This is a genomic window from Sphingomonas faeni, from assembly GCF_040407505.1.
Taxonomy (GTDB): domain Bacteria; phylum Pseudomonadota; class Alphaproteobacteria; order Sphingomonadales; family Sphingomonadaceae; genus Sphingomonas; species Sphingomonas faeni_E.
Genome location: NZ_JAPZPQ010000008.1, coordinates 29,087 through 48,069 on the forward strand (window position 1 = coordinate 29,087; position 18,983 = coordinate 48,069).

Below are 18,983 nucleotides of genomic sequence, written 5' to 3' on the forward strand. Positions count from 1 at the left end.
GGAAGTCAGGTAGCTAGTAAATGGCTCAATTGAAAATCTATGCAAAGCCGTCGAGTTTGTATCGATACCGGGGGCTTGACGAAAATGTCGACCAAGAGCTGGACGCTCTTCGCGAGGGCTATATCTACTGTCCAGCCTTTTCCGCAATGAACGATCCGATGGAGGGAACATACCGTATATCCACCCGACTATCTGCCAACACTGGTGGTGATAAGAGCCCAGCCAAGGTCCAGACGGCGCTAGATGCCATGGGCATCGCTTCCATGTCGGAGGTGTTCGATCACGAACCAATGTGGGCGCATTACGCCGATGAGTTTAAAGGTATCTGCGTGCAGTACAGTCTCAATCGGCTCCTGAAGGGGCTCGCTCCTGATATCGCACTAACGCGAATGATGTATTCAGAACGCGAACCGGTATTGCTTGATGATCGTAGTGATGCGGTTGACCGAGCCCGCTTGTGCCTCTCAAGCAAGACCGTCCGCTGGGCTAGCGAAAGGGAGTGGCGCCTCTTTAAATTAGATCAAGGCCCGGCGCGGTATGGCGACGCCCGGGCGGTTACAAAGATTTACCTTGGTTCCCGCATTAAGCCGTCTGACGAGACAGCGGTTCTGGACGTCGGTCGCAGGTTGGACGTACCTGTCGTAAAGATGGCGATCGAGGCATACGCAATCACATTTAAACCTCTGCCTCGACCGACCCGTTTGCTGCGACGTCCAAGCTAACCGTCGGCTTTATAGAAAGCCTTCGCATGCTCGCAAAATCGCTCATGATCGCGCACATACTCAGCGACCATATCGATCGCCCCGTGCGGGCTGTGTTCGCGCGTCTTAAACAGATTGGCGTTCTGCCGCCCCGTCTCGGTGAGAAAGCCGGCCCTGAGCTATTGGCCGAAAAATAAGCCGGGGACGTAGCCAGCTTTTTGAGCGGCAGTTTTCATCACCAGAGCCACATCTTGAACGCTCATAGGTCCTGCTGTCAGCCGACATTGCAATTTAAAATTGCGGAAGACCGGCCCATCTTCGATCCCGGCTTTGTCTAACTAGCCTCGTTAATGGCGAACAGGCTCCAGTCGTCGACGGTGTCATCAATAGCACGAACTTTGACGCGGTATCGCGGGCATGCCCCACTGCTCGAGATTCGAGCCGGTGCGAAACGTATGTCCGCAGCGCAGTGCTTTTAGGGTATACCCTCTGCGTTCCTACCCTGGCCGGTCCGATTTCCGCCAAAAAAGAACATCAAAAATTTGGCTTGGATTGCCCCTTTGGTCCGCTTGGAGTCCTAATCAAGGAAGACCAAACGGCACCCTACCAAACGGCACCGCCGAAGCTCCATTGAGGGTTAAAGCTTTGCCTTGTATGCGCTCGCAAGGCGGTGTCGGCGCGTTGCAGTTCACTGCTGGCGACCGTCCCACAAACGATTGAGTTTAGAGAATGGGACAGGCTTCCCGAAACCTGTGGGAAATACGATCTGAGGAGTGTATCGTCTGCCGCAGACACACGAACTGGCCCTGATTGGGGTGACCAGGACCAGTCCCGATTTAGCTATTCCAATCAGCGCGCGACGCGAAGGATGATCTTCCCGCGCGCCCGGCCGGACGCCTGATAGGCAAATGCCTCCGAAGCATCGGCGAGCGGAACGGCACGGTCCATCAGCACGCGGACACCGCCAGCCACCTTATCCACCACGCTCGCGAGCCGAGCCGCGTCTGACGAGTGGAAGACGAAGGTCGCACGAACGCTGTGCGCCTTGGCCATAGCGTCGTCAGGCGGTGACACCGTGGAGGCCAAGATGCCGCCCGCGCGCAGCACGTCGAACGAACGAACCTGCGTTTCGCCGCCGACCGTATCGACAACCACGTCTGCGTCAGACACGCGCGCGGCGAAATCCTCGTGCCGGTAGTCGATCACCACGTCCGCGCCGAGCCTTTCGACTACGGCGATGCCGTCCTCCGATGCGGTCGCGATCACGCGCGCGCCGGCGGCACGGGCGAACTGGATGGCGAAGCTGCCGACCCCGCCCGCACCGGCATGGATAAGGACCGTCTGTCCGGCTCTGAGGTCCGCTACCTCGAACAGCGCCTGCCATGCCGTGCCTGCCGCCGTCGGGATACCGGCGGCATCCTCGAAGCCGATCGCATCGGGCAGCTTCACGAGCTGGTCCGCCGGCACGAGTGTGAACTCGGCGACGGCACCGCCGCTGGTCGGCGCCGTGCGGGCGACGATGCGGTCGCCGATCGTCCAGCCGGTCACGTCGGCGCCGAGCGCCTCGACCGTGCCGCTGAGATCGGTGCCGACCGTAGCCGGAAAGGTGAGCGGGAAGTAGCCGTGCATCGCACCGCTCCAGAGCTTCACGTCGAGCGGGTTGAGCGCCGCGCAGGCGACACGCACGAGCACCTCAGTCGCGCCGGGCGGCGGCGTCTCGACCTCGACCAGCGCGGGATCGACTTCGTAGCCGCTAAGCTGAAACGCCTTCATCATGCCTGCTCGCTGGAGGCGCCCATCGCGCCCATCTGGCGCAACCAGCCGAACCAGTCCTCCATGTGCCAGGTGTGCGTCACTAGGCCGTTCTCGATGTGGTGGAACTCATGGATCGGCAGCGTGAAGGGGCGGCCGGTCGGCGCCACACCGAACCACTCGCCCTTGTGCGTGCCCGTGATCTCCGCGCGCACGCCGGCCCGGCCGGGCGCGCCGATAATCTCGTGGATCGTGACCTTTGCGTCGGGGAAGGCGGCGCTGAAGCCCCGGACCAGCGGCTTCATGCCATCACGGCCGGGCTCCTGGCCGGGTGCGAGCGGAATGTCCTGCCAGTCGGCCGTGACAGCCTGATCGAGCAGATCGGGGTTATGTTCGGAAAAGGCGCGGTACAGCGTTTCGACCGCAACGCGATCCTCCTCACTTAGGGTGCCGCTTACCGCAGCGTCGGGTTGAGCCATGCTCTATCTCCTTGATGACAGCAGAAAGGTAAGAGCCGGCGCCACATCGTTGAAATAGATAGTCGGTATGTGGCATCATCATCACCATGGATTTGCAGACCGTCGATCTGAACCTGCTCGTCGCGTTCGACGCGCTGATGGCGGAGCGCAACGTCACGCGCGCTGGCAGGCGCACCGGTCGCACCCAGCCGGCGATGAGCGCGGCGCTTGCCCGATTACGCGCCCTCTTTGAGGACGAGCTGTTCGTGCGCGGCCCCTCCGGCCTGCAACCGACCCAGCGTGCGATAGAACTGGCAGAACCGCTCGGCCGCGCGCTTGGCGAAATCCGCCGCACGCTGGACTTTACCCAACGTTTTGATCCCACCACCTCGACGCAGAGCTTCACGCTCGCGCTGTCCGACCACCCCGCCTTCGTGCTGCTGCCGCGTCTGACGAACAGGCTGCGGGCGGTGGCGCCGGGCGTGACCTTGCGGGTCAACGCCTACACTCACCGCGACGATACCGTCTCACTGCTCGATGCCGGCGAGGCAGATCTAACGATCGGGGTGCCAGCCCGTCAGGGGGCGGGTGGCCGCATCCTGATGCGGCCGTTGTTCGAGGATCGCTTCGTCTGCATCCTGCGCCGCGACCATCCGGCCGCATCGCAGCCGCTCGATCTGGCCGCCTTTCTCGGCCTGTCGCACCTGCTCGTATCACCCGAAGGCGATCGCTTCGGCCAAGTCGATGCCGTGCTGGCGGCTCAAGGCCAGCGTCGGCGCGTTGCGCTCAGCCTGCCGCAGATGCACGCCGCGCCCAACGCCGTTGCCTGCTCCGACATGATCGCGACCGTGCTGGAAGGTGTCGTCGCGGCGTCCGGCAGCCGGAATCGCCTCGCCATGTTTCCGCCGCCTGTCGATCTAGCCCCGGTGTCCTTCGTCATGTCGTGGCACCGACGCAACGAGGCGCATCAGGCACAACGATGGCTGCGCGAGACGATCGCGGAACTGGAACCGTTCTATCCACCAAGCTGATAGACGGACATACGGCCTATCGATTGGCGCGATAACTGATCGGCTCTTAGCTTGTCCTCATAGTTTCCAGCGGAGTGGGCAGCATGAGAACGGCTATAGTCACGGGAGCATCGCGCGGGATCGGACGTGCCTGCGCCATTACACTCGCCGCGCAGAGGTTCGCGGTCGTCGTGAACTATGCCGGGTCGGCCGACGAAGCGGCTCAGGTAGTGCGCGAGATCGAGAGTGCCGGCGGCAAGGCGCTAGCTGTCCAAGCCGATGTAGCGTCCGCCACCGCCGTCGCTCGCCTGTTCGACGGGGCGGAAGCCGCATTCGATGGGATCGATGTGGTGGTGTCCAGCGCAGGCGTGATGACCACCGGTCCCATCGCGGAGGTTGGCGATGATGAGTTTGATCGCGTGATCGGCATCAACCTGCGCGGCACGTTCAACGTCTTTCGGGAAACTGCCCGGCGGGTGCGCGACAACGGCCGCCTGATCGGCCTATCGAGTACGACGCTGGCGCTCAACGCGCCCGGTTACGGGCTCTACAATGCGACAAAGGGCGCGGTCGAAAGCATCGTGCGCGTCGCCGCCAAGGAGCTGGGTGGACGCGGTATCACGGTCAACGCGGTTGCCCCCGGCCCGGTCGAGACAGGCTTGTTCCTCGATGGCAAGTCGGAGGCGGACGTGCAGCGCATGGCCGGCATGGCGCCGCAAAAGCGGCTCGGCCGGCCTGACGACATCGCCGGTGTCGTCGCCTTCCTCGCATCACCACAGGCCGCCTGGGTCAACGGACAGGTCGTACGGGCGAACGGGGGTATCGCATGAGCGCCCTCACCAACCATCAGGTCGTCCTTGTAACCGGCGCCGGCAGCGGCATCGGCCTTGCCATCGCGACCGTTCTCGCCTGCGCCGGGCATCACGTCCATGCGGGGCTACGACTGTCGCGGGTCGAAGGGAAAGAACGGGCCTCCGCCATCCGCGATCTTGCCGACAAGGAAAGACTCGATTTACGGGTCGTCGATCTCGACGTGCTGTCGGAGGTGAGCTGCCGCGCCGCCATCGATCAGGTGATGGGTGAACGCGGCCGGCTCGATGTGGTGGTCAACAACGCCGGCATGTTGATGACGGGCATCACCGAAGCGTTCGCGCCTGAGCAAGTGCAGGCTATATTTGACACCAACGCTACCTCGTGGCTTCGCGTCAACCGTGCCGCGTTGCCCGTAATGCGTCGGCAGGGCCACGGCGTCCTTGCCTATACCAGCAGTACCACCGCCCACATCGCAGAACCGTTCCTCGGCCCCTATGCCGCCGCCAAGGCGGCAGGCGAGGCGCTGGCCGAGGTCATGGCCATGGAGGCACGGCCGTTCGGGATCGAGACGGTCATCCTCGTGCCAGGCGCGTTTACGAGCGGCACCGACCACTTCGCCCATGCCGGCAGGCCGGCGCAACCGGCCGTCGTGGCGCAATATGGCGATCTGCCGTCGCGTGCCGAAACCCTGGGCGATCGGCTGCGCAAGATCGACGCCGCGCACGGTGGTTCGCTGGACGTGTCTGCAGTTGGGGAGGCGCTGCGCGACGCGCTCGCTCGCCCTCGTGGGAACCGCCCGTTCCGAGTGTTCGTGGACGGTCAGCACAAGGGGGTGGAGGAGATCACCACCGTGCAGGACGCACGGCAGCGGCTGCTGCTCGATGCGTTCGGCCTGGGTGACCTTTTACCGAGCGCGACAGCCTCCTAGAGGCTTGATCGACCTTCCCACAAAGGGTGATCATAAGAGAAAATTCTAAGGGCATCTCGAGGACGCAGCCGGTCAACACGACTTTACCGCGCCGACCAGCAATCAGTCGCCGAAATAAGCAGGTCCATAAAGATCGTCGGCCAGCGACATTCCCTTTGGTGCCCAGCCAAGCTGCTCTCGCGTCCGCATGCTGTCCACCGGATTGTCGACGGAAACGAACGGTGCGGTAAAGCCCAGCTGGCGCTTGGCGTCGGCCTTAGTGCCCGATCGTACAGGGAGGCACAGCCGCCGACCCATGATTTCGGCGATCTCTCGGTAGGTCAGCCCGGCGTCTCCGACGCCGTGGTACACGCCCCCGGCAACACCTTGCTCCAGCGCGAGCCTAAACAGAGTCACTGCGTCGTCGATTTGCACCCCGGTCCAGCGGTTGGCGCCATCTCCGACATACAGCACCTCGCCATGCTTGCGCGCGGCAGCCGCGAGCTGCGGGATCAACCCCTTATCGCCCATTCCGTGGACGGAAGGTGCCAGCCGGACAATCGAGGCGCGCACGCCGCGTGTCGCCCACTGCAATACACGGGCTTCGCTCACCGCGCGCACATAGCCGGGTGATCCAGGGTTCGGCGCGTCGGCCTCGGTGGCAACGCGTGGTGCGCGTTCCCCCGAAGCGCCGGCGATGCCCATTGTGGCAAAGGCGGTGACCAACGGCCGGTTCGAGCCCTGCAGCGCGCCTGCGAGCGCGTCGAGCGCAGCGTCGTTGGTTGTGGTGATTGCCCTCATCATGCGGGCGATCATGTTGCCGGGCCAGCCGCCCAGCACCGCGCCGAGCAGGCGTCTACGCGGCATGTCGCCCGGTGAGAAGCTGTAGGCCAGGTGGATCACGCCGTCCGCCTCCGCGGCGCCCTGTCGCAGTACGGCCAGATCAGTGAGGCTGCCGCTGAGGGAACTGACGCCCACATCGCGCAATGCCTTTGCCGATGCTTCCGACCGGGCAAGGCCTACAACCTCATGCCCGCGCGCAATTAAATTCGTGGCGAGGGCGGGACCTATAAAGCCGGTTGCGCCCGTAATGAATACTCTCATTCTCATATTCTTTCGCAAATGTGTCAGGTGTCGGGGGCACCGATGAACAGCTCCGCGACGATCATGTTGGGCAGCCAGCAAGCCCAAGCGATAACGCGGTAGGATATTGTGAAATCGAGCCCCATCAGGCTGGTTAGTGGCAGGTAGAGCCGCAGCGTCACCGCCGACAGCGTCAGCGCAAACGAGCGGATCATCCAGCGGTGATGCGCCGGCACGCGGCCCATCAGGATCTCCCGCACTGCGATTGTCGTGGCGGTGAGCCACGCTGTTCCCAATGCAGCGAAGCCGGCACCAGCAATCGGTCCCGCCGATACGCCAGTCGCTAAGACTAGCGCCGACACGCCGCCCGCGGCACAGCTGGCGACATAAACCCGTCCAAGCGTCCGGTGGATCACGGGTCGGCGTCCACGCAATGCTGGGACGAACTGCCAAGGTCCGACAAGCAGTGCGGTGGCGGCACCTGCCGCGTGTATAACGATCCACGGACTGAGGTGACGGTTGGCGGTGATGTTAGGCGGAACCGGGCCGACCCCGGCAAGATAGCGGTAGGATGCGAGCGCGACGACGCTGCTTAGCGCGGCCAGGCCGCTCCACATCACACGCCGACTAATCGACGGTCGGGAGTCTCGATCGGCGAATATGGAGAGGGTCGCTTCTTTACTCATGGGCCTACGGAAAAAAGGAGGGGAGCCCCTCAACTAGACTTCGCCGGCTGGATCATCCATCTTCATATGTCCTGTAGTTCATCGCGATCGTCCAATAACCATGGATCCACTTTCAGACGTTCTGACAATGATGCGGCCGACGAGCTACGGTTTTCGTGGCCTCGACGCCGCTGGCGATTGGGCTTTGGCGTACGATTCCGCGCAAGGCATCCGGTGCATCGCCATCGAGACGGGAACCTGTCGTTTATGGCTGGAAGGCTGCACGGCGCCCACGACACTTCAAGCAGGCGACGTCGTGCTGATGACGTCGGGCGCAGCACGTCTCGGCGCGTCCGATGCCGCCGTGCCGGTCGATGCCGTGGCGCTGTTGTCGAGCGTCTCCGCAGGCGCATTCGTGACGCTAAACGGCGGTGGGGATTGCATTGGGGTAGGCGGCTTCTTCCAGCTCGGCGACAGACAGGCCGCAGCGCTGCTCGCAACCTTGCCACCCCTGGTCCATGTCGGAGAGGGTGAAGGCAGGGACGCCTTGCTGGCGGGCATACGGCGCCTGATGCGCGAGCTGCGCGAGCCGCGTCCGGGAGGCGCGCTACTCGCCAGCCATCTCGCCCAGGCGTTGTTAATCGAGGCGCTGCGTGCGCATCTTAAAAGCGGTCAAGTGCATCGTGGTTGGCTCGCCGCGCTCGCACATCCCAATTTGCGGCGGGCGATGGAGGCGATGCACGGAAACGTCGCGCATCGTTGGTCCCTGGGCGAGCTGGCGCAGTGCGCGGGCATGTCGCGGTCAAGCTTCGCCGCGCATTTCGAGCAGGTCACGGGCGAGACGCCGATCGGCTATCTAGCACGCTGGAGGATGACGATTGCTTCGGACCGGCTAGCGGGGGGCGGCATGTCCCTGTCCGCCGTTGCTGCATCGGTCGGGTATAAGTCCGAAAGCGCGTTTGGTGCGGCGTTCAAGCGCGCTAATGGCCGGTCACCCCGCAGTCTGGAAAAAAGGTCTTTCCAAGTGGAAACTGGATAACTCGGCACCATCGACCGATAGGCTTACGCCTATCCGCATTCCGACAAAGCGACACCCGACATGCCGCTCTGACGGGAATGCCGGCCGGGCCTCAAGGCTTTCCCTCAAACTAGCGGCGATGGAGACGGCGCAGGCGTTCTTGGACACGATTATGGTTTGAGACCGGCTTAGCAGGCGAACGGATTACAAGTTCAGCGCTCCGGCCTTGTCAGCCTGACGTTCGCTTTCTACTATGTTATGATGTCACATCAGAAGCTCGCGCCTGCTAATCCCGCCAACGTTCCGAGTGCACGCTTCTTCCCCCACATCGGGCTGGCCGCAAACATGCGCGTGCTAGATGTGGGATGCGGCAATGGCGATCTGAGCCGGGTCGTGGCCACGCTGGTCGGGCCTGGAGGTGAGGTCGTTGGTATCGACAGGAGCAACGAAGCGCTCGCATCGGCTCGCGCGGTATCGCCCTCCGCGGAGATGGCGCCTATCCGCTACCAGATTGCGGATCTGAGCGGGGCGCTGCCTGACCTAGGCCACTTCGACGCGATCGTTGGACGCCACGTACTGATGTATCTTCCCGATGCTGCCGCCACTCTGGCCCGACTTGCACGACTGGCCAAGCCAGCCACAATCCTGGCTTTTCAAGAGCATGCACGCGCCGACCTACCAGTCGGAGCAGGTGAGCTTCCGGCGCATCGGCAGTGCTACACAATGGCGTGGGACACCGTTGCCGCGAGGGAGGCGACGTAGCGCTCGGTTACCGTCTAGCAGGCCTCGTGCGTGCTGCCGGTTTCGCAATCGAGGATGCGCGAAGCGAAGGCGTTCTCATCCAGCCTTGGGAAGACTCCTTTTTACCGACGCTCATGCGCGTCATGCTGCCGCGGATGATCGAGCGGGGTATCGCTCGCGAGGGCGAGGTCGATCTGGACATGCTCGCGGACCGTATCGAGAAGGAGCGCAGGGCAGCAAGCGGTACGATCTTCTGGGATCTGGCCTTCCTCGTTTCAGGCCGTTTCGACCCCGCGTGGTAGCCATCGCCCGAGCTGGTGAAGGCCCACCCGAACACCAGTCGCCTGTCTGCCTGCCATAGTCGGGCAGGTTGATCTGATTTGAGCCTGTGGCGAACGCATGTGAGCATGCCTTTTCATCAAGGTCATACCACCTACACGCAATGCCCGCGCATCAGCATCAACTCCGGTGCATCTAGCGATAGCGCTCTCGCGTTATGACGATCTTCCCGATTGGGAACGCTCAGCGAGACGACGCGGGCGTTCTCGGAATCGATCGAATTTTTTGGAAAACTCCGATCAACTAGGCCGAAGTGGCGGTGCGGTTCCTCACGCCCCACTCGCATAGGGGCAGCAGAGCCTCGATCAGCGTCATGCCGAACGGCGTGACGGTGTAATCGACCCTGGGTGGCACTTCGCCATAATCGTGACGAACCACTACGTCTGCCGAGGCGAGTTCACGTAATTGCTGGATCAGCACCTTCTCGCTGATGCCTCGGACCGCCCGCCTGAGATCGCTGAACCGACGCGGACCCGAGCGAAGGTGATACAGGATCAGCGGCTTCCATTTACCGCCCATGATGGCCAGCGCGACATCAAGGCCGCAGTCAGTTGGAGGATTAGATTGAGGAACATTCATCCGGTCTCTCTGGTACTTACCTAAAGGTAGGTTCTACCCCCACTGGCAGTGCCGGTCCATATCCGGGGAACGTACGCGATGGGATCGATCATCCTTTCCGTCGTAACAATGGAGCCTAGACATGACCGACACGCCGACCATCATAATCTATGCGAAATATCACATCCAGCCCGGCGACGTGGAAGCATTCCGGGATGTCGCTTTGCGCATGGCACACGCGGCCAGGCTGCGGGACGGCTGCGTATTTCTCGACGTCACGGAGGAAGTAGGCGCAGCCGGCACGTTCCGCCTGATTGAAGCTTGGCGAGATCAAGCGGCATTAAGCGCGCACCTCTCCACGCCCGATTTCCAATCGGTATTCGAAGAAGCCGGGAAACTCGGCATCATCGACCGTCAGGCTGACGCCTATTCAATCTCAGGCAGAGCGACGCTCGATATGCCGTCCTGAGTGAAGTGACAGCCGGGAGCTCTAAGCTTTTCCCGCAAACGAAGGGCGGCTGGATGGCTGGCGACACTTCGTAAGGGCACCTCCCATTCGCAGCCCTCTGCCCCGCCCGATTAGACAGCGGCTATGATCGATTTCCAATTGTGCCTCTTAGGTATACCTCTGGTGGACCAAGGTTAAACGACCCACAAATGGACGTTCAAGGCACCCTGCTCGCTTCACAGCTTCGGTCGTTCATTCATGTAGACTGATCCGCTCGCCGTAAGCGACGTGTCGAGGACGCGGATCAGCGAAAAGTGGGACAAATCCGTCATCCGCAGAGGCTAAGCCGAAAGGCGGGTTTAACCGAGAGCTGCCGTTCGCGAGCGTCCTAAAAACATGGTATTTTGGGACAAAGCCTGAGGTTGCGAGTCAGATAGCTTCTTCTACTGGATGGTGCCGGTCGAACGTTTCTCGGGAGGCGCGGAAGCTATCGACGTTCCCGACGATCCACGTCCACAGTGGAACGAGCCTGACCAAAAGTTCTAGGCCTGTGCCGGACAGCGAATATTCGACGTGCGGCACGATCTCATCGAAGTCGTGACGTATCACCAGCCCGTCGCGTTCCAAGTGCCGCAGGGTACGGGTCAACATCCGTTGCGTGATGCCGTGCATGCGGCGCCCGATCTCCGCGTGACGAAGCTGGCCGTAGACGCCGAGCGTGTGAATGACGCCGAGCGACCAGCGGTTACCGGCATGAGCAAGCACCTCACGGCGCACGCCGTCGTCATCGTCGCGCAGGCCGTCACAAACCGTCTGCGAGTAGCGAAGGATGTCCTCCTGGCTCAGGGAATTAATAGCAGTATCACGCATGTACCCATCTTTCGCGCTTGTCCGAGGCTTGCCAGATCGCGGGCAACCAAGGTGAAAACGAGCAAGAACGATGAACGATACAACCTCTTCCGTGAAGTCACTGAACATCCTCGTCCTGGGTGCAGGCGAGCTTGGCATGCCAGTGCTGCGCAACCTGGGGCGTCGCGCGAAGGACATCGACGGCGCGAAGATCAGCGTCCTGCTGCGCGAAAGCGCCATCGAGTCCGGCGATCCAGCCAAGCAACGCGACATTGCCGAAATCCGTGCGGCGGGCATCGCAATCGTCCTCGGTGATCTGGTCAACGACACGATCGACGAGCTTGCCGAGCTGTTCGCATGCTACGACACCGTGATCGGCTGTGCGGGCTATGCGGCGGGGATCAACACGCCGATGAAGCTCGCCAAGGCGGCGCTGCAATCGGGCATCCCACGCTACTTCCCGTGGCAGTTCGGCGTCGACTTCGAAGCGATCGGTCGCGGTGGACCGCAGGACATCTTCGATGCGCAGCTCGACGTGCGCGAGCTGCTGCGCGCGCAGGACAAGACCGAGTGGGTCATCATCTCCACCGGCATGTTCATGAGCTATCTGTTCGAGCCGGACTTCGGCGTCGTCGATCTGGAGAATAGCGAGGTCCATGCGCTCGGCAGCTTCGACACTGCCGTGACGCTGACGACGCCCGACGACATCGGCGTGCTGACCGCCGAGATCGTGTTCTACGAGCCGACGATCCGCAACGAGATCGTCTTCCTCGCTGGCGACACCGTCACTTACGGCGAGGTCGCGGACAAGCTGGAGGCAGCGTTCGGCCGCCCCTTCAAGCGGTCGGTCTGGACTGTTCCCTTCCTGATGGAAGAGCTGGCGAACGATCCGAACAACATGATGCGCAAGTACCGCGCCGCCTTCGCAATCGGACGCGGCATGTCATGGCCGAAGGCAGGCACGTTCAACGACCGTCAGGGTATTCCGGTCACCGACGTTGCCGCCCTCATCAAGACCGAGCTGCCGGCAGTTCAGCAGGACAAGTGATGCGAGCCGGGCGGCACCAGCGCCGCCCATACCAACATCGATATGCTCAGGGCTTTTGGGGCTGGTGTAACCACCAGTGCCATTCCCTGCGCGCCATACCGGAGACTTTCATGGATAATACCGCACGGACGCTGCCGTTGCGCGATGGTGCCGCCATTCCGCAAATGGGCCTGGGCGTCATGTATGTGCCCGAAGGCACGCTGCCCGCGCTGATGCGCGAGGCGGCCAAGGTCGGCTACCGCCACTTCGATACCGCGACCGTCTATGGCAACGAGGGGGAAGTCGGCGAAGGCCTGCGCTCGCTCGACCTCGACCGCCGCGAGGTCTTCGTGACCACCAAGTTGCAGGACGGCATGCACGGCTATGACAATGCCCTGCGCGCCTTCGATGCCAGCGAGAAGCTGATCGGGTCGATCGACCTCTATCTCATCCACTGGCCGCAGCCCGCCAAGGACCTGTATGCGGAAAGCTGGCGCGCATTGGTGCGCTTGCAGGAAGAGGGCCGCGTCCGCTCGATCGGCGTCGCCAACTTCACCGCCGACATGATCGACCGGATCGCGGGCGAAACCGGTGTGATGCCGGTCATCAACCAGGTCGAACTGCACCCGCGTTTCCAGCAGCGCGAACTGCGCGCCTACAACGCCGCCAAGGGCATTTTGACACAAGCCTGGAGCCCGCTGGAACATGGCCTGATCCTGAAGCAGGAAGCGATCATCGAGATCGCGCAGCGCCTTGGACGGTCGGCCGCGCAGGTGGTCCTTCGCTGGCACATCCAGAGCGGCCTCGTCGTCATCCCGAAGGCGGCGGACGCCAGGCATCTGGCCGACAACGTCGCCGCCTGGGACTTCGAGCTGTCCGAGGACGACATGGCCCGCATCTCCGCGCTCGACCAGAACCAGAGCTCGTTCGGCCTCGACCCCAATGTCTACCAGAGCGACCGCGGGCGCATCGAAGCCTGAGCCGCCATCCAACCCGAGAGGCTATCCATGACCTATCGCATTGCCACCATCATCGGCAGCCTGCGCGCGGACTCGATCAACCGCCGCGTCGCGGACGCATTGATACGTCTCGCCCCGTCGAACTTCGATTTCATCGACGTGTCGATCGGCGACCTTCCGCTTTACAATCAGGACGATGACGCGAACCAAAGCGCGGCAGTACTCCGGATGAAGGCTGCCATCGAGTCTTCGGGTGGTGTCCTCTTTGTCACGCCGGAGTACAACCGCTCCATACCCGGCGCGCTGAAAAACGCCCTCGATCATGGCTCACGCCCCTATGGCAACAACTCGTGGTCGGGTCGTCCCGCAGGAATCGTCGGCGTTTCCCCCGGCGGCACCGGCACAGCTATCGCGCAACAACATCTGCGCAGCGTCCTCACGTTTTTCGACATGCCGATGTTCGGGCAGCCTGAGACTTACATTCAATGGCAGGCCGATCTGGTGAACGAAGATGGCATCTTTGCCGACGGAAGTCAGGCTTTCTTCCAGAACTGGATGAACACCTTCAGTACGTTTGTGACGAGAAACCTCGTCCATCAGAAGGGATAAACCTAGCGGCTTGACCTTACACCCTTAACGGCCGTTGCTACTCCTAAGCGGAGAGCATCAGCGCGTCCGCGATGGCAAGGGCTGCCTGACGAAGTTCGTCGTCGGGTAGCTCGCCAGCGCACCAAAACGATAGGGCACCGCGGAAGGCGAGAGCGAGATGGCGAGGCAAGTCGTTTGGTGACTGCCGACGCGAAACTCTGACACTGTCCTCGCCCGTCAATGCAAGCGCCCAAAAGGCTGCGGATCGTTCCAAGGCATCTGTCTGAGTCAGGCCAGCGGTCCCGATCGATCCCATCACGGCGCGATTCACGTCCGGCTCTTCCAGCATGACGGCAACCGCGATCTCGACCGCCATCCTGACGCGGCCTGCCGCATCCGCTGGCGGCGTGGCAGCGGTATAGCGCATCGCCATCGTCTCGATCCGTCGGCCGGACAGGGCGTGCATGACCCCTGCCTTGCTGCCGAACTGGTTGAAGGGGGTGGCAAAGCTGACCCCCGCCTCGGCCGCCAGATCGCGCATCGAAAATTCGGCCTTGCCTGAGCGGAGCAGCCGTTCCGCCGCTTCGAGCACCCGCTGGCGGACGGGTTCTCCCCGTTCGCCGGGGGAGCCGTTGGGCTTGCTTAACGTCATACGCACCTATATCGTGATATAGTTATTCGGTTTTACAGGGTTATCGTATGAACTCCGCCGCGCCAAAGACCTTCCTCATCACCGGTGTCAGCTCGGGCCTGGGCCGCGCCTTCGCGAAAGGGGCGCTCGATGCCGGGCACCGGGTCATCGGCACCGTCCGGCGCGAGAGCGACGCCGATGCGTTTGCGGCGCTCGATCCCGATCGCGCTCATCCGCTGGTGCTGGACGTGACCGACTATGCCGCCATCCCTGACGCCGTCGCCCGCGCGGAGCGGAGGGCGGGTGCGGTCGACGTGCTGGTCAACAATGCCGGCTATGGTCACGAGGGCGTGGTCGAGGAATCGTCGATCGACGATCTCCAACGCCAGTTCGCCGCCAATGTGTTCGGGCCGGTGGCGATGATAAAGGCGGTGCTCCCCGGCATGCGCGCGCGCCGGGCGGGCCATATCGTCAACGTGACCTCGATGGGCGGGTTCATCACCATGCCGGGAATCGGTTTCTACTGCGGCAGCAAATTCGCGCTGGAGGGTATCTCGGAAGCGCTCGGCAAGGAGGTTGCCGGCTTCGGCATCCGTGTCACCGCGCTCGCCCCCGGTCAGTTCCGCACCGATTGGGCGGGGCGCTCGATGGACCGCACGCCGCGCAGTATCGCCGACTATGATGCGGTCATGGACCCCCTGCGCGCGGCACGGCAGGCCAAGAGCGGCCACCAGCCGGGCGATCCGGCCAAGGCCGCGCAGGCGCTGCTTACCCTGATCGACGCGGAAACGCCGCCGACGCGGCTGTTCCTCGGCGCCGACGCGCTTGGCCTGGTCGACCAGAAGCTGGAGGCGATGAAAGAAGAACGCGACCGGTGGGACGCGCTTTCCCGATCGACGAGCTTCGCATCGTGACTGGCCACGGAGCCATGCGAATGGTTGCTTAGGGCACGTCGCGCTGATTTGCTGAACGCCTTGAATGGAAGGACAGATTCAGGAGGTCGAAAGGCCGTTGTCGCGGCTCGCGAGTCGGCGACGCGGCCAGATTTCGGCCGTTCGGCCTACCTACCGCGCGATTGCACAACGTGCCATTCGTTTGCGACAATAGACGCTTCCTGTCGATCGCTGTCGCGCCACCCGGGACGATGGCGCGACATCATCTCAGATGAGCGGCGCGTCGGCTTTGAAGCCTGTGGCGGCTTCCATGGCGCGGTGGATCAGCGCCGGATCCGACACGCCCTGACCATCCCGCCTGGGCGTATAGGGTTTCTCGATCCGCTCTACGTCCAGGTCCGTGAGACGGAGTGTCAGCGCCGCGACCGCATCGTCGATGTGCTTGGGCTTGAGAGCGCCGACAATCGGTGCCGCGACGACGGGATTGCGGCATAGCCATGCCATCGAGACTTGCGCCGCGCTAACGCCGCGTTCGGCGGCGATCGCGTTCACCGCCTCCACGATAGCGCGGTCGCTTTCGATCGTGGCCGGGTTCTGTTCGGCACCCGCGGGTTCCGTCTGCATACGCTCGGTCGTCGTTCCCCAGGGACGGGCGAGCTTGCCGCGTGCGAGCGGACTGTAGATCAGCGTCGCCACGCCCTCGTCCGCGCAAAGCGGGATCATCTCGCGCTCCTCCTCCCGCGCCAGCAAATTGTAATTGTGCTGCATCGAGACGAAGCGCGTCCAGCCATGCGCCTTTTGCAGATGGAGCGCCTTGGCAAATTCCCAAGCCTTCATCGACGACGCGCCGAGATAGCGAACCTTGCCGGCCTTGACGATGTCGTGAAGGGCTTCGAGCGTCTCTTCCCACGGCGTCATCTGATCGCGCCGATGGATCTGATACAGATCGATATAGTCGGTGCCGAGCCGGCGGAGACTGTTGTCCACCTCGATCATGATCGCCTTGCGCGACAGGCCGACGGCGTTGGGACCGTTTCGCATTCCCGCCGACAGCTTGGTGGCGATGACCACCGCATCCCGGTTGACGAAGTCCTTAATCGCACGACCGAGAAACGCCTCGCTCGTGCCCCGCGAGTACAGGTTCGCGGTATCGAAGAAGTTGATTCCCGCCTCCAGCGCGTGCCGGATGATGCCACGAGACGTGTCCTCATCGAGCGACCAGGCAGGATGACCTTCCCCAGGCTCTCCAAACCCCATGCTCCCGATGCAGATCGGTGACACATCAAGCCCGGTTCGGCCTAATTTTTGATAGAGCATCGCAGCCTCCTGTAGTACATGCGGACAGATGTCCGCTTAGCGCTTAACGGACAGCTGTCCGGTTAGCAAGGATGCGATGCGTAACGATGATAAAATGCGTGCCGATGCGAGAGACAATCGTGCACGGCTGGTTGCGATAGCGCGGGATGCGCTAGGCCATGATCCATTGGTGTCGCTGCATGCGATCGCCAAACTGGCGGGGGTGGGGCAAGGTACGCTCTATCGCCATTTCGCAAGCCGCGAAGCGCTGGTCCTCGCCGTTTATCAGGACAGCATCGACGAACTGGCGGCGCTGGCGCCGAGGCTGCTTGTCGAGCATCCGCCGCTCGATGCGCTCCGGCTTTGGACGAGACGTTTCAGCGACTACAGCCGAAAGAAGCACGGCATTGCGAACATGGTCCGCGCGGTCATGTCCGATCGGGAATTTGCAGCGACTTACCAGGCCTTGGCGAGTGCGGTGCGAGAATTGATGCAGGCTTGTGCAGGAACCGGCGCCTTGGCCCAGCCGCTAGATGCCGACGATTTCCTGCAATTGCTCGCGCTGCTGACTCAACTTCCCGATGATCCGGAAGGCACTGCGCGGGAAGCCCGATTGGTCGAGATGGCGTTCCGAGCGATGGGGCCAGCGCTTGGATAGCGACGCGAGCGTTGGCGCGTGCCCGCCGCATCGGGCCACGCGTTCGCCCACGGCACGCCGACGGAGGATGTGGTCGCGGAGCAGGACAAGCTGCTGTGGGCCGACGCCCTGATCCTGACCTTCCCGCTCTGGTGGTTCTCGATGCCGGCGATCCTGAAGGGCGGGATCGACCGGGTTTATTCCCACAGCTTCGCCTACGGGGTGGGCGAGCATAGCGACCAGCGCTGGGGTGATCGCTATGGTGAGGGGAAGCTGGCCGGCAAGCGCGCCATGCTGATCGTCACTGCCGGTGGTTGGGAGCCACATGACGGGCCGCGGCATCAACAGCCCGATCGACGATCTGGTGTTCCCGATCAACCACGGCGTGCTGTTCTATCCGGGCTACGACGTGCTGCCGCCATTCGTTGTCTACCAAGCTGATCGAATGGACGACGACGGACCTCGCGCCACGTCCGACATGTTGCGCGGCCGGATGCGCGCGCTGTTCACCGACGAGCCTATTCCATACCGCCGACAGAACGCGGGCGACTATGCCATCCCCTCCATGGAACTACGGGAGGAGGCCGCCGCACCTACCCTGACCGGGTTTGCGGCGCATCTGCAAAGCTAGCGTAGCCGTTCCCACTTGGGAACGGCCAGCGAGACGGCTGCTGGGGCGTTCTCATTGGGATCGAGTTCCGGGAATGCCTAAGGCTTCCCAAAACCACAGCACAGCATCAATCGAGAATACGATCGACGCCGGTTAAGCGCTTTGAACGGCGATGATTGGCGTCGCAACCGTTTGGTCGCGACGCCAAGTTTGGGCGATCCGACAACGCTATGTGTTCAGTACGCTATTGCGACCGGCGTCTGCACCTATCGGTCTACTCGGATCAGCGGAAGAAAGATCGAGTCGACCCAAGCTGCTCGCAGGATCTCCGAAGGCGCGGCGAAGTTCATGATCACGTGATGCCGAAATAGATCACCAAGCAATGTCAAGACCGGTGGAACCAGTTTATCCTTAGACACTTCACCCCGAGCAACCGCCCGCTTCAGGATTGCCGTCTCGATTTCCTGTTCGCCACGGATCAGCGCATTGTGCAAGCTTTCGGGGTTCGATCCATCTTCCGAGAAATACTCGCTGGTGAATAGCGAAAGTGCCGCAGCAATACCTTCCGCGCGTTGCGACGCGCGCGCAAGATACTGAAGTAATTCCGTTCTGACATCACCGCAATCCGGTACATCGAGCGAGTATCGCGACATCTGTTGGCGGATAGCCGCAACCGCCAGCGCTGCCTTCCCGTCCCAGCGACGCGCGATCACTGGACGGCTGGTACCGGCACGTTCCGCGACCGCTTCCATCGTCAGCCCTGTGTAGCCACTTAGCGTCAATTCCAGCCACGCTGCATCTAGCAATGCATGTTCCAGGTCTGCTCCCCGCCTTCGCTCAGTCACATCTCGCCCCATATAAGATGCGCTAATGCATCTTGACCCAATGCAGACATTCTCGTAGATGCCGGGTCGCATCTTATATCGGGAGTTTCAGTGTGACAATAGCCGCACTTCCGTGGCCGTGGCCGCGCGTCCTTTTCGCATCCAGCGCGTGCGTG

24 protein-coding genes are annotated in these 18,983 nt (G+C 62.5%); 15 read left to right on the forward strand and 9 right to left on the reverse strand.

The annotated features are described in order from the left end of the window. Positions 1–20 precede the first annotated feature (20 nt). Entirely contained in the window at positions 21–722 is a 702-nt protein-coding gene (locus O6X71_RS18445) for a DUF2971 domain-containing protein (RefSeq protein WP_353467172.1), read from the forward strand. 828 nt (positions 723–1,550) lie between these two features. Here the strand turns inward: O6X71_RS18445 and O6X71_RS18450 are convergent. Together O6X71_RS18450 and O6X71_RS18455 are read right to left on the reverse strand one after the other, a co-directional pair. Further along, positions 1,551–2,477: an NADP-dependent oxidoreductase gene (locus O6X71_RS18450; RefSeq protein ID WP_353467173.1), complete on the reverse strand. Its 927-nt coding sequence runs from the start codon at positions 2,475–2,477 to the stop codon at positions 1,551–1,553. Further along, positions 2,474–2,932 carry an ester cyclase gene (locus O6X71_RS18455; RefSeq protein WP_056413609.1) on the reverse strand — a complete coding sequence of 153 codons (459 nt, stop codon included), beginning with the start codon at positions 2,930–2,932 and terminating at the stop codon, positions 2,474–2,476. The genes O6X71_RS18450 and O6X71_RS18455 overlap by 4 nt, the downstream gene beginning before the upstream one ends. Before the next feature lie 92 nt (positions 2,933–3,024). On the opposite strand from O6X71_RS18455, the gene O6X71_RS18460 reads away from it, so the two are divergent. The 3 genes from O6X71_RS18460 to O6X71_RS18470 all read left to right on the forward strand — a co-directional run bounded on the left by O6X71_RS18460 (position 3,025) and on the right by O6X71_RS18470 (position 5,662). Next, positions 3,025–3,942 carry a LysR family transcriptional regulator gene (locus O6X71_RS18460; RefSeq protein ID WP_353467174.1) on the forward strand — a complete coding sequence of 306 codons (918 nt, stop codon included), beginning with the start codon at positions 3,025–3,027 and terminating at the stop codon, positions 3,940–3,942. Positions 3,943–4,025: 83 nt separating this feature from the next. Beyond that, entirely contained in the window at positions 4,026–4,751 is a 726-nt protein-coding gene (locus tag O6X71_RS18465; RefSeq protein WP_056413668.1) for an SDR family oxidoreductase, read from the forward strand. Then, positions 4,748–5,662 (forward strand): SDR family NAD(P)-dependent oxidoreductase, encoded by a 915-nt coding sequence (locus O6X71_RS18470; protein WP_056413614.1) that lies wholly within the window; start codon positions 4,748–4,750, stop codon positions 5,660–5,662. Before O6X71_RS18465 ends, O6X71_RS18470 begins: the two co-directional genes overlap by 4 nt. Positions 5,663–5,764: 102 nt before the next feature. Here the strand turns inward: O6X71_RS18470 and O6X71_RS18475 are convergent, their stop codons facing one another. Both O6X71_RS18475 and O6X71_RS18480 read right to left on the reverse strand, forming a co-directional pair. After that, complete coding sequence (locus O6X71_RS18475) at positions 5,765–6,751, reverse strand: SDR family oxidoreductase (protein WP_353467229.1); 987 nt, start codon at positions 6,749–6,751, stop codon at positions 5,765–5,767. Positions 6,752–6,768: 17 nt separating this feature from the next. Next, positions 6,769–7,341, reverse strand: coding sequence for a DUF2306 domain-containing protein (locus O6X71_RS18480; protein WP_056413621.1), 573 nt, complete (start codon positions 7,339–7,341; stop codon positions 6,769–6,771). A gap of 169 nt (positions 7,342–7,510) precedes the next feature. Here O6X71_RS18480 and O6X71_RS18485 point away from each other — a divergent pair, with 169 nt between their 5' ends. The 3 genes from O6X71_RS18485 to O6X71_RS18495 all read left to right on the forward strand — a co-directional run bounded on the left by O6X71_RS18485 (position 7,511) and on the right by O6X71_RS18495 (position 9,450). Continuing rightward, on the forward strand, positions 7,511–8,428 hold the full coding sequence (locus tag O6X71_RS18485) for an AraC family transcriptional regulator (RefSeq protein WP_320482208.1): 918 nt from the start codon (positions 7,511–7,513) through the stop codon (positions 8,426–8,428). 237 nt (positions 8,429–8,665) lie between these two features. After that, positions 8,666–9,169 carry a methyltransferase domain-containing protein gene (locus O6X71_RS18490; protein ID WP_056413624.1) on the forward strand — a complete coding sequence of 168 codons (504 nt, stop codon included), beginning with the start codon at positions 8,666–8,668 and terminating at the stop codon, positions 9,167–9,169. A gap of 113 nt (positions 9,170–9,282) precedes the next feature. Continuing rightward, positions 9,283–9,450, forward strand: a complete 168-nt coding sequence (locus O6X71_RS18495) for a hypothetical protein (protein WP_156359564.1) — start codon at positions 9,283–9,285, stop codon at positions 9,448–9,450. Positions 9,451–9,730: 280 nt separating this feature from the next. On the opposite strand, the gene O6X71_RS18500 is transcribed toward O6X71_RS18495, so the two are convergent. Continuing rightward, positions 9,731–10,006: a winged helix-turn-helix transcriptional regulator gene (locus O6X71_RS18500; protein ID WP_353467175.1), complete on the reverse strand. Its 276-nt coding sequence runs from the start codon at positions 10,004–10,006 to the stop codon at positions 9,731–9,733. Positions 10,007–10,187: 181 nt separating this feature from the next. On the opposite strand from O6X71_RS18500, the gene O6X71_RS18505 reads away from it, so the two are divergent. Further along, positions 10,188–10,514 (forward strand): putative quinol monooxygenase, encoded by a 327-nt coding sequence (locus O6X71_RS18505; protein ID WP_353467176.1) that lies wholly within the window; start codon positions 10,188–10,190, stop codon positions 10,512–10,514. Between the two features lie 408 nt (positions 10,515–10,922). Here the strand turns inward: O6X71_RS18505 and O6X71_RS18510 are convergent, their stop codons facing one another. Continuing rightward, positions 10,923–11,363 (reverse strand): winged helix-turn-helix transcriptional regulator, encoded by a 441-nt coding sequence (locus O6X71_RS18510; RefSeq protein WP_309703872.1) that lies wholly within the window; start codon positions 11,361–11,363, stop codon positions 10,923–10,925. A gap of 70 nt (positions 11,364–11,433) precedes the next feature. Here O6X71_RS18510 and O6X71_RS18515 point away from each other — a divergent pair, with 70 nt between their 5' ends. From O6X71_RS18515 to O6X71_RS18525, 3 genes are all read left to right on the forward strand, one after another. After that, positions 11,434–12,390, forward strand: a complete 957-nt coding sequence (locus O6X71_RS18515) for an aromatic alcohol reductase (protein WP_309737037.1) — start codon at positions 11,434–11,436, stop codon at positions 12,388–12,390. Positions 12,391–12,527: 137 nt separating this feature from the next. Next, a complete protein-coding gene (locus O6X71_RS18520; protein ID WP_353467178.1) occupies positions 12,528–13,349 on the forward strand; it encodes an aldo/keto reductase in 822 nt (273 codons plus the stop codon). A 27-nt stretch (positions 13,350–13,376) separates the two neighbouring features. Then, a complete protein-coding gene (locus tag O6X71_RS18525) occupies positions 13,377–13,937 on the forward strand; it encodes an NADPH-dependent FMN reductase (protein WP_353467180.1) in 561 nt (186 codons plus the stop codon). A gap of 43 nt (positions 13,938–13,980) precedes the next feature. Here the strand turns inward: O6X71_RS18525 and O6X71_RS18530 are convergent, their stop codons facing one another. Then, positions 13,981–14,508 carry a TetR/AcrR family transcriptional regulator gene (locus tag O6X71_RS18530; RefSeq protein WP_353467181.1) on the reverse strand — a complete coding sequence of 176 codons (528 nt, stop codon included), beginning with the start codon at positions 14,506–14,508 and terminating at the stop codon, positions 13,981–13,983. Positions 14,509–14,615: 107 nt separating this feature from the next. Between O6X71_RS18530 and O6X71_RS18535 the strand changes: the two genes are divergently transcribed. Continuing rightward, positions 14,616–15,461 (forward strand): oxidoreductase, encoded by an 846-nt coding sequence (locus O6X71_RS18535; protein WP_097383945.1) that lies wholly within the window; start codon positions 14,616–14,618, stop codon positions 15,459–15,461. 246 nt (positions 15,462–15,707) lie between these two features. Here the strand turns inward: O6X71_RS18535 and O6X71_RS18540 are convergent, their stop codons facing one another. Beyond that, a complete protein-coding gene (locus tag O6X71_RS18540) occupies positions 15,708–16,757 on the reverse strand; it encodes an aldo/keto reductase (RefSeq protein ID WP_097383944.1) in 1,050 nt (349 codons plus the stop codon). Positions 16,758–16,833: 76 nt separating this feature from the next. On the opposite strand from O6X71_RS18540, the gene O6X71_RS18545 reads away from it, so the two are divergent. The 3 genes from O6X71_RS18545 (at position 16,834) to O6X71_RS18555 (ending at position 18,004) form a co-directional block, all read left to right on the forward strand. Continuing rightward, on the forward strand, positions 16,834–17,394 hold the full coding sequence (locus O6X71_RS18545) for a TetR/AcrR family transcriptional regulator (RefSeq protein ID WP_097383943.1): 561 nt from the start codon (positions 16,834–16,836) through the stop codon (positions 17,392–17,394). A 69-nt stretch (positions 17,395–17,463) separates the two neighbouring features. Beyond that, positions 17,464–17,814, forward strand: a complete 351-nt coding sequence (locus O6X71_RS18550; RefSeq protein WP_353467231.1) for an NAD(P)H-dependent oxidoreductase — start codon at positions 17,464–17,466, stop codon at positions 17,812–17,814. Further along, entirely contained in the window at positions 17,699–18,004 is a 306-nt protein-coding gene (locus O6X71_RS18555) for a hypothetical protein (RefSeq protein WP_353467233.1), read from the forward strand. Before O6X71_RS18550 ends, O6X71_RS18555 begins: the two co-directional genes overlap by 116 nt. A 245-nt stretch (positions 18,005–18,249) precedes the next feature. On the opposite strand, the gene O6X71_RS18560 is transcribed toward O6X71_RS18555, so the two are convergent. Beyond that, positions 18,250–18,789 (reverse strand): TetR/AcrR family transcriptional regulator, encoded by a 540-nt coding sequence (locus O6X71_RS18560; RefSeq protein WP_353467182.1) that lies wholly within the window; start codon positions 18,787–18,789, stop codon positions 18,250–18,252. Positions 18,790–18,983 lie beyond the last annotated feature (194 nt).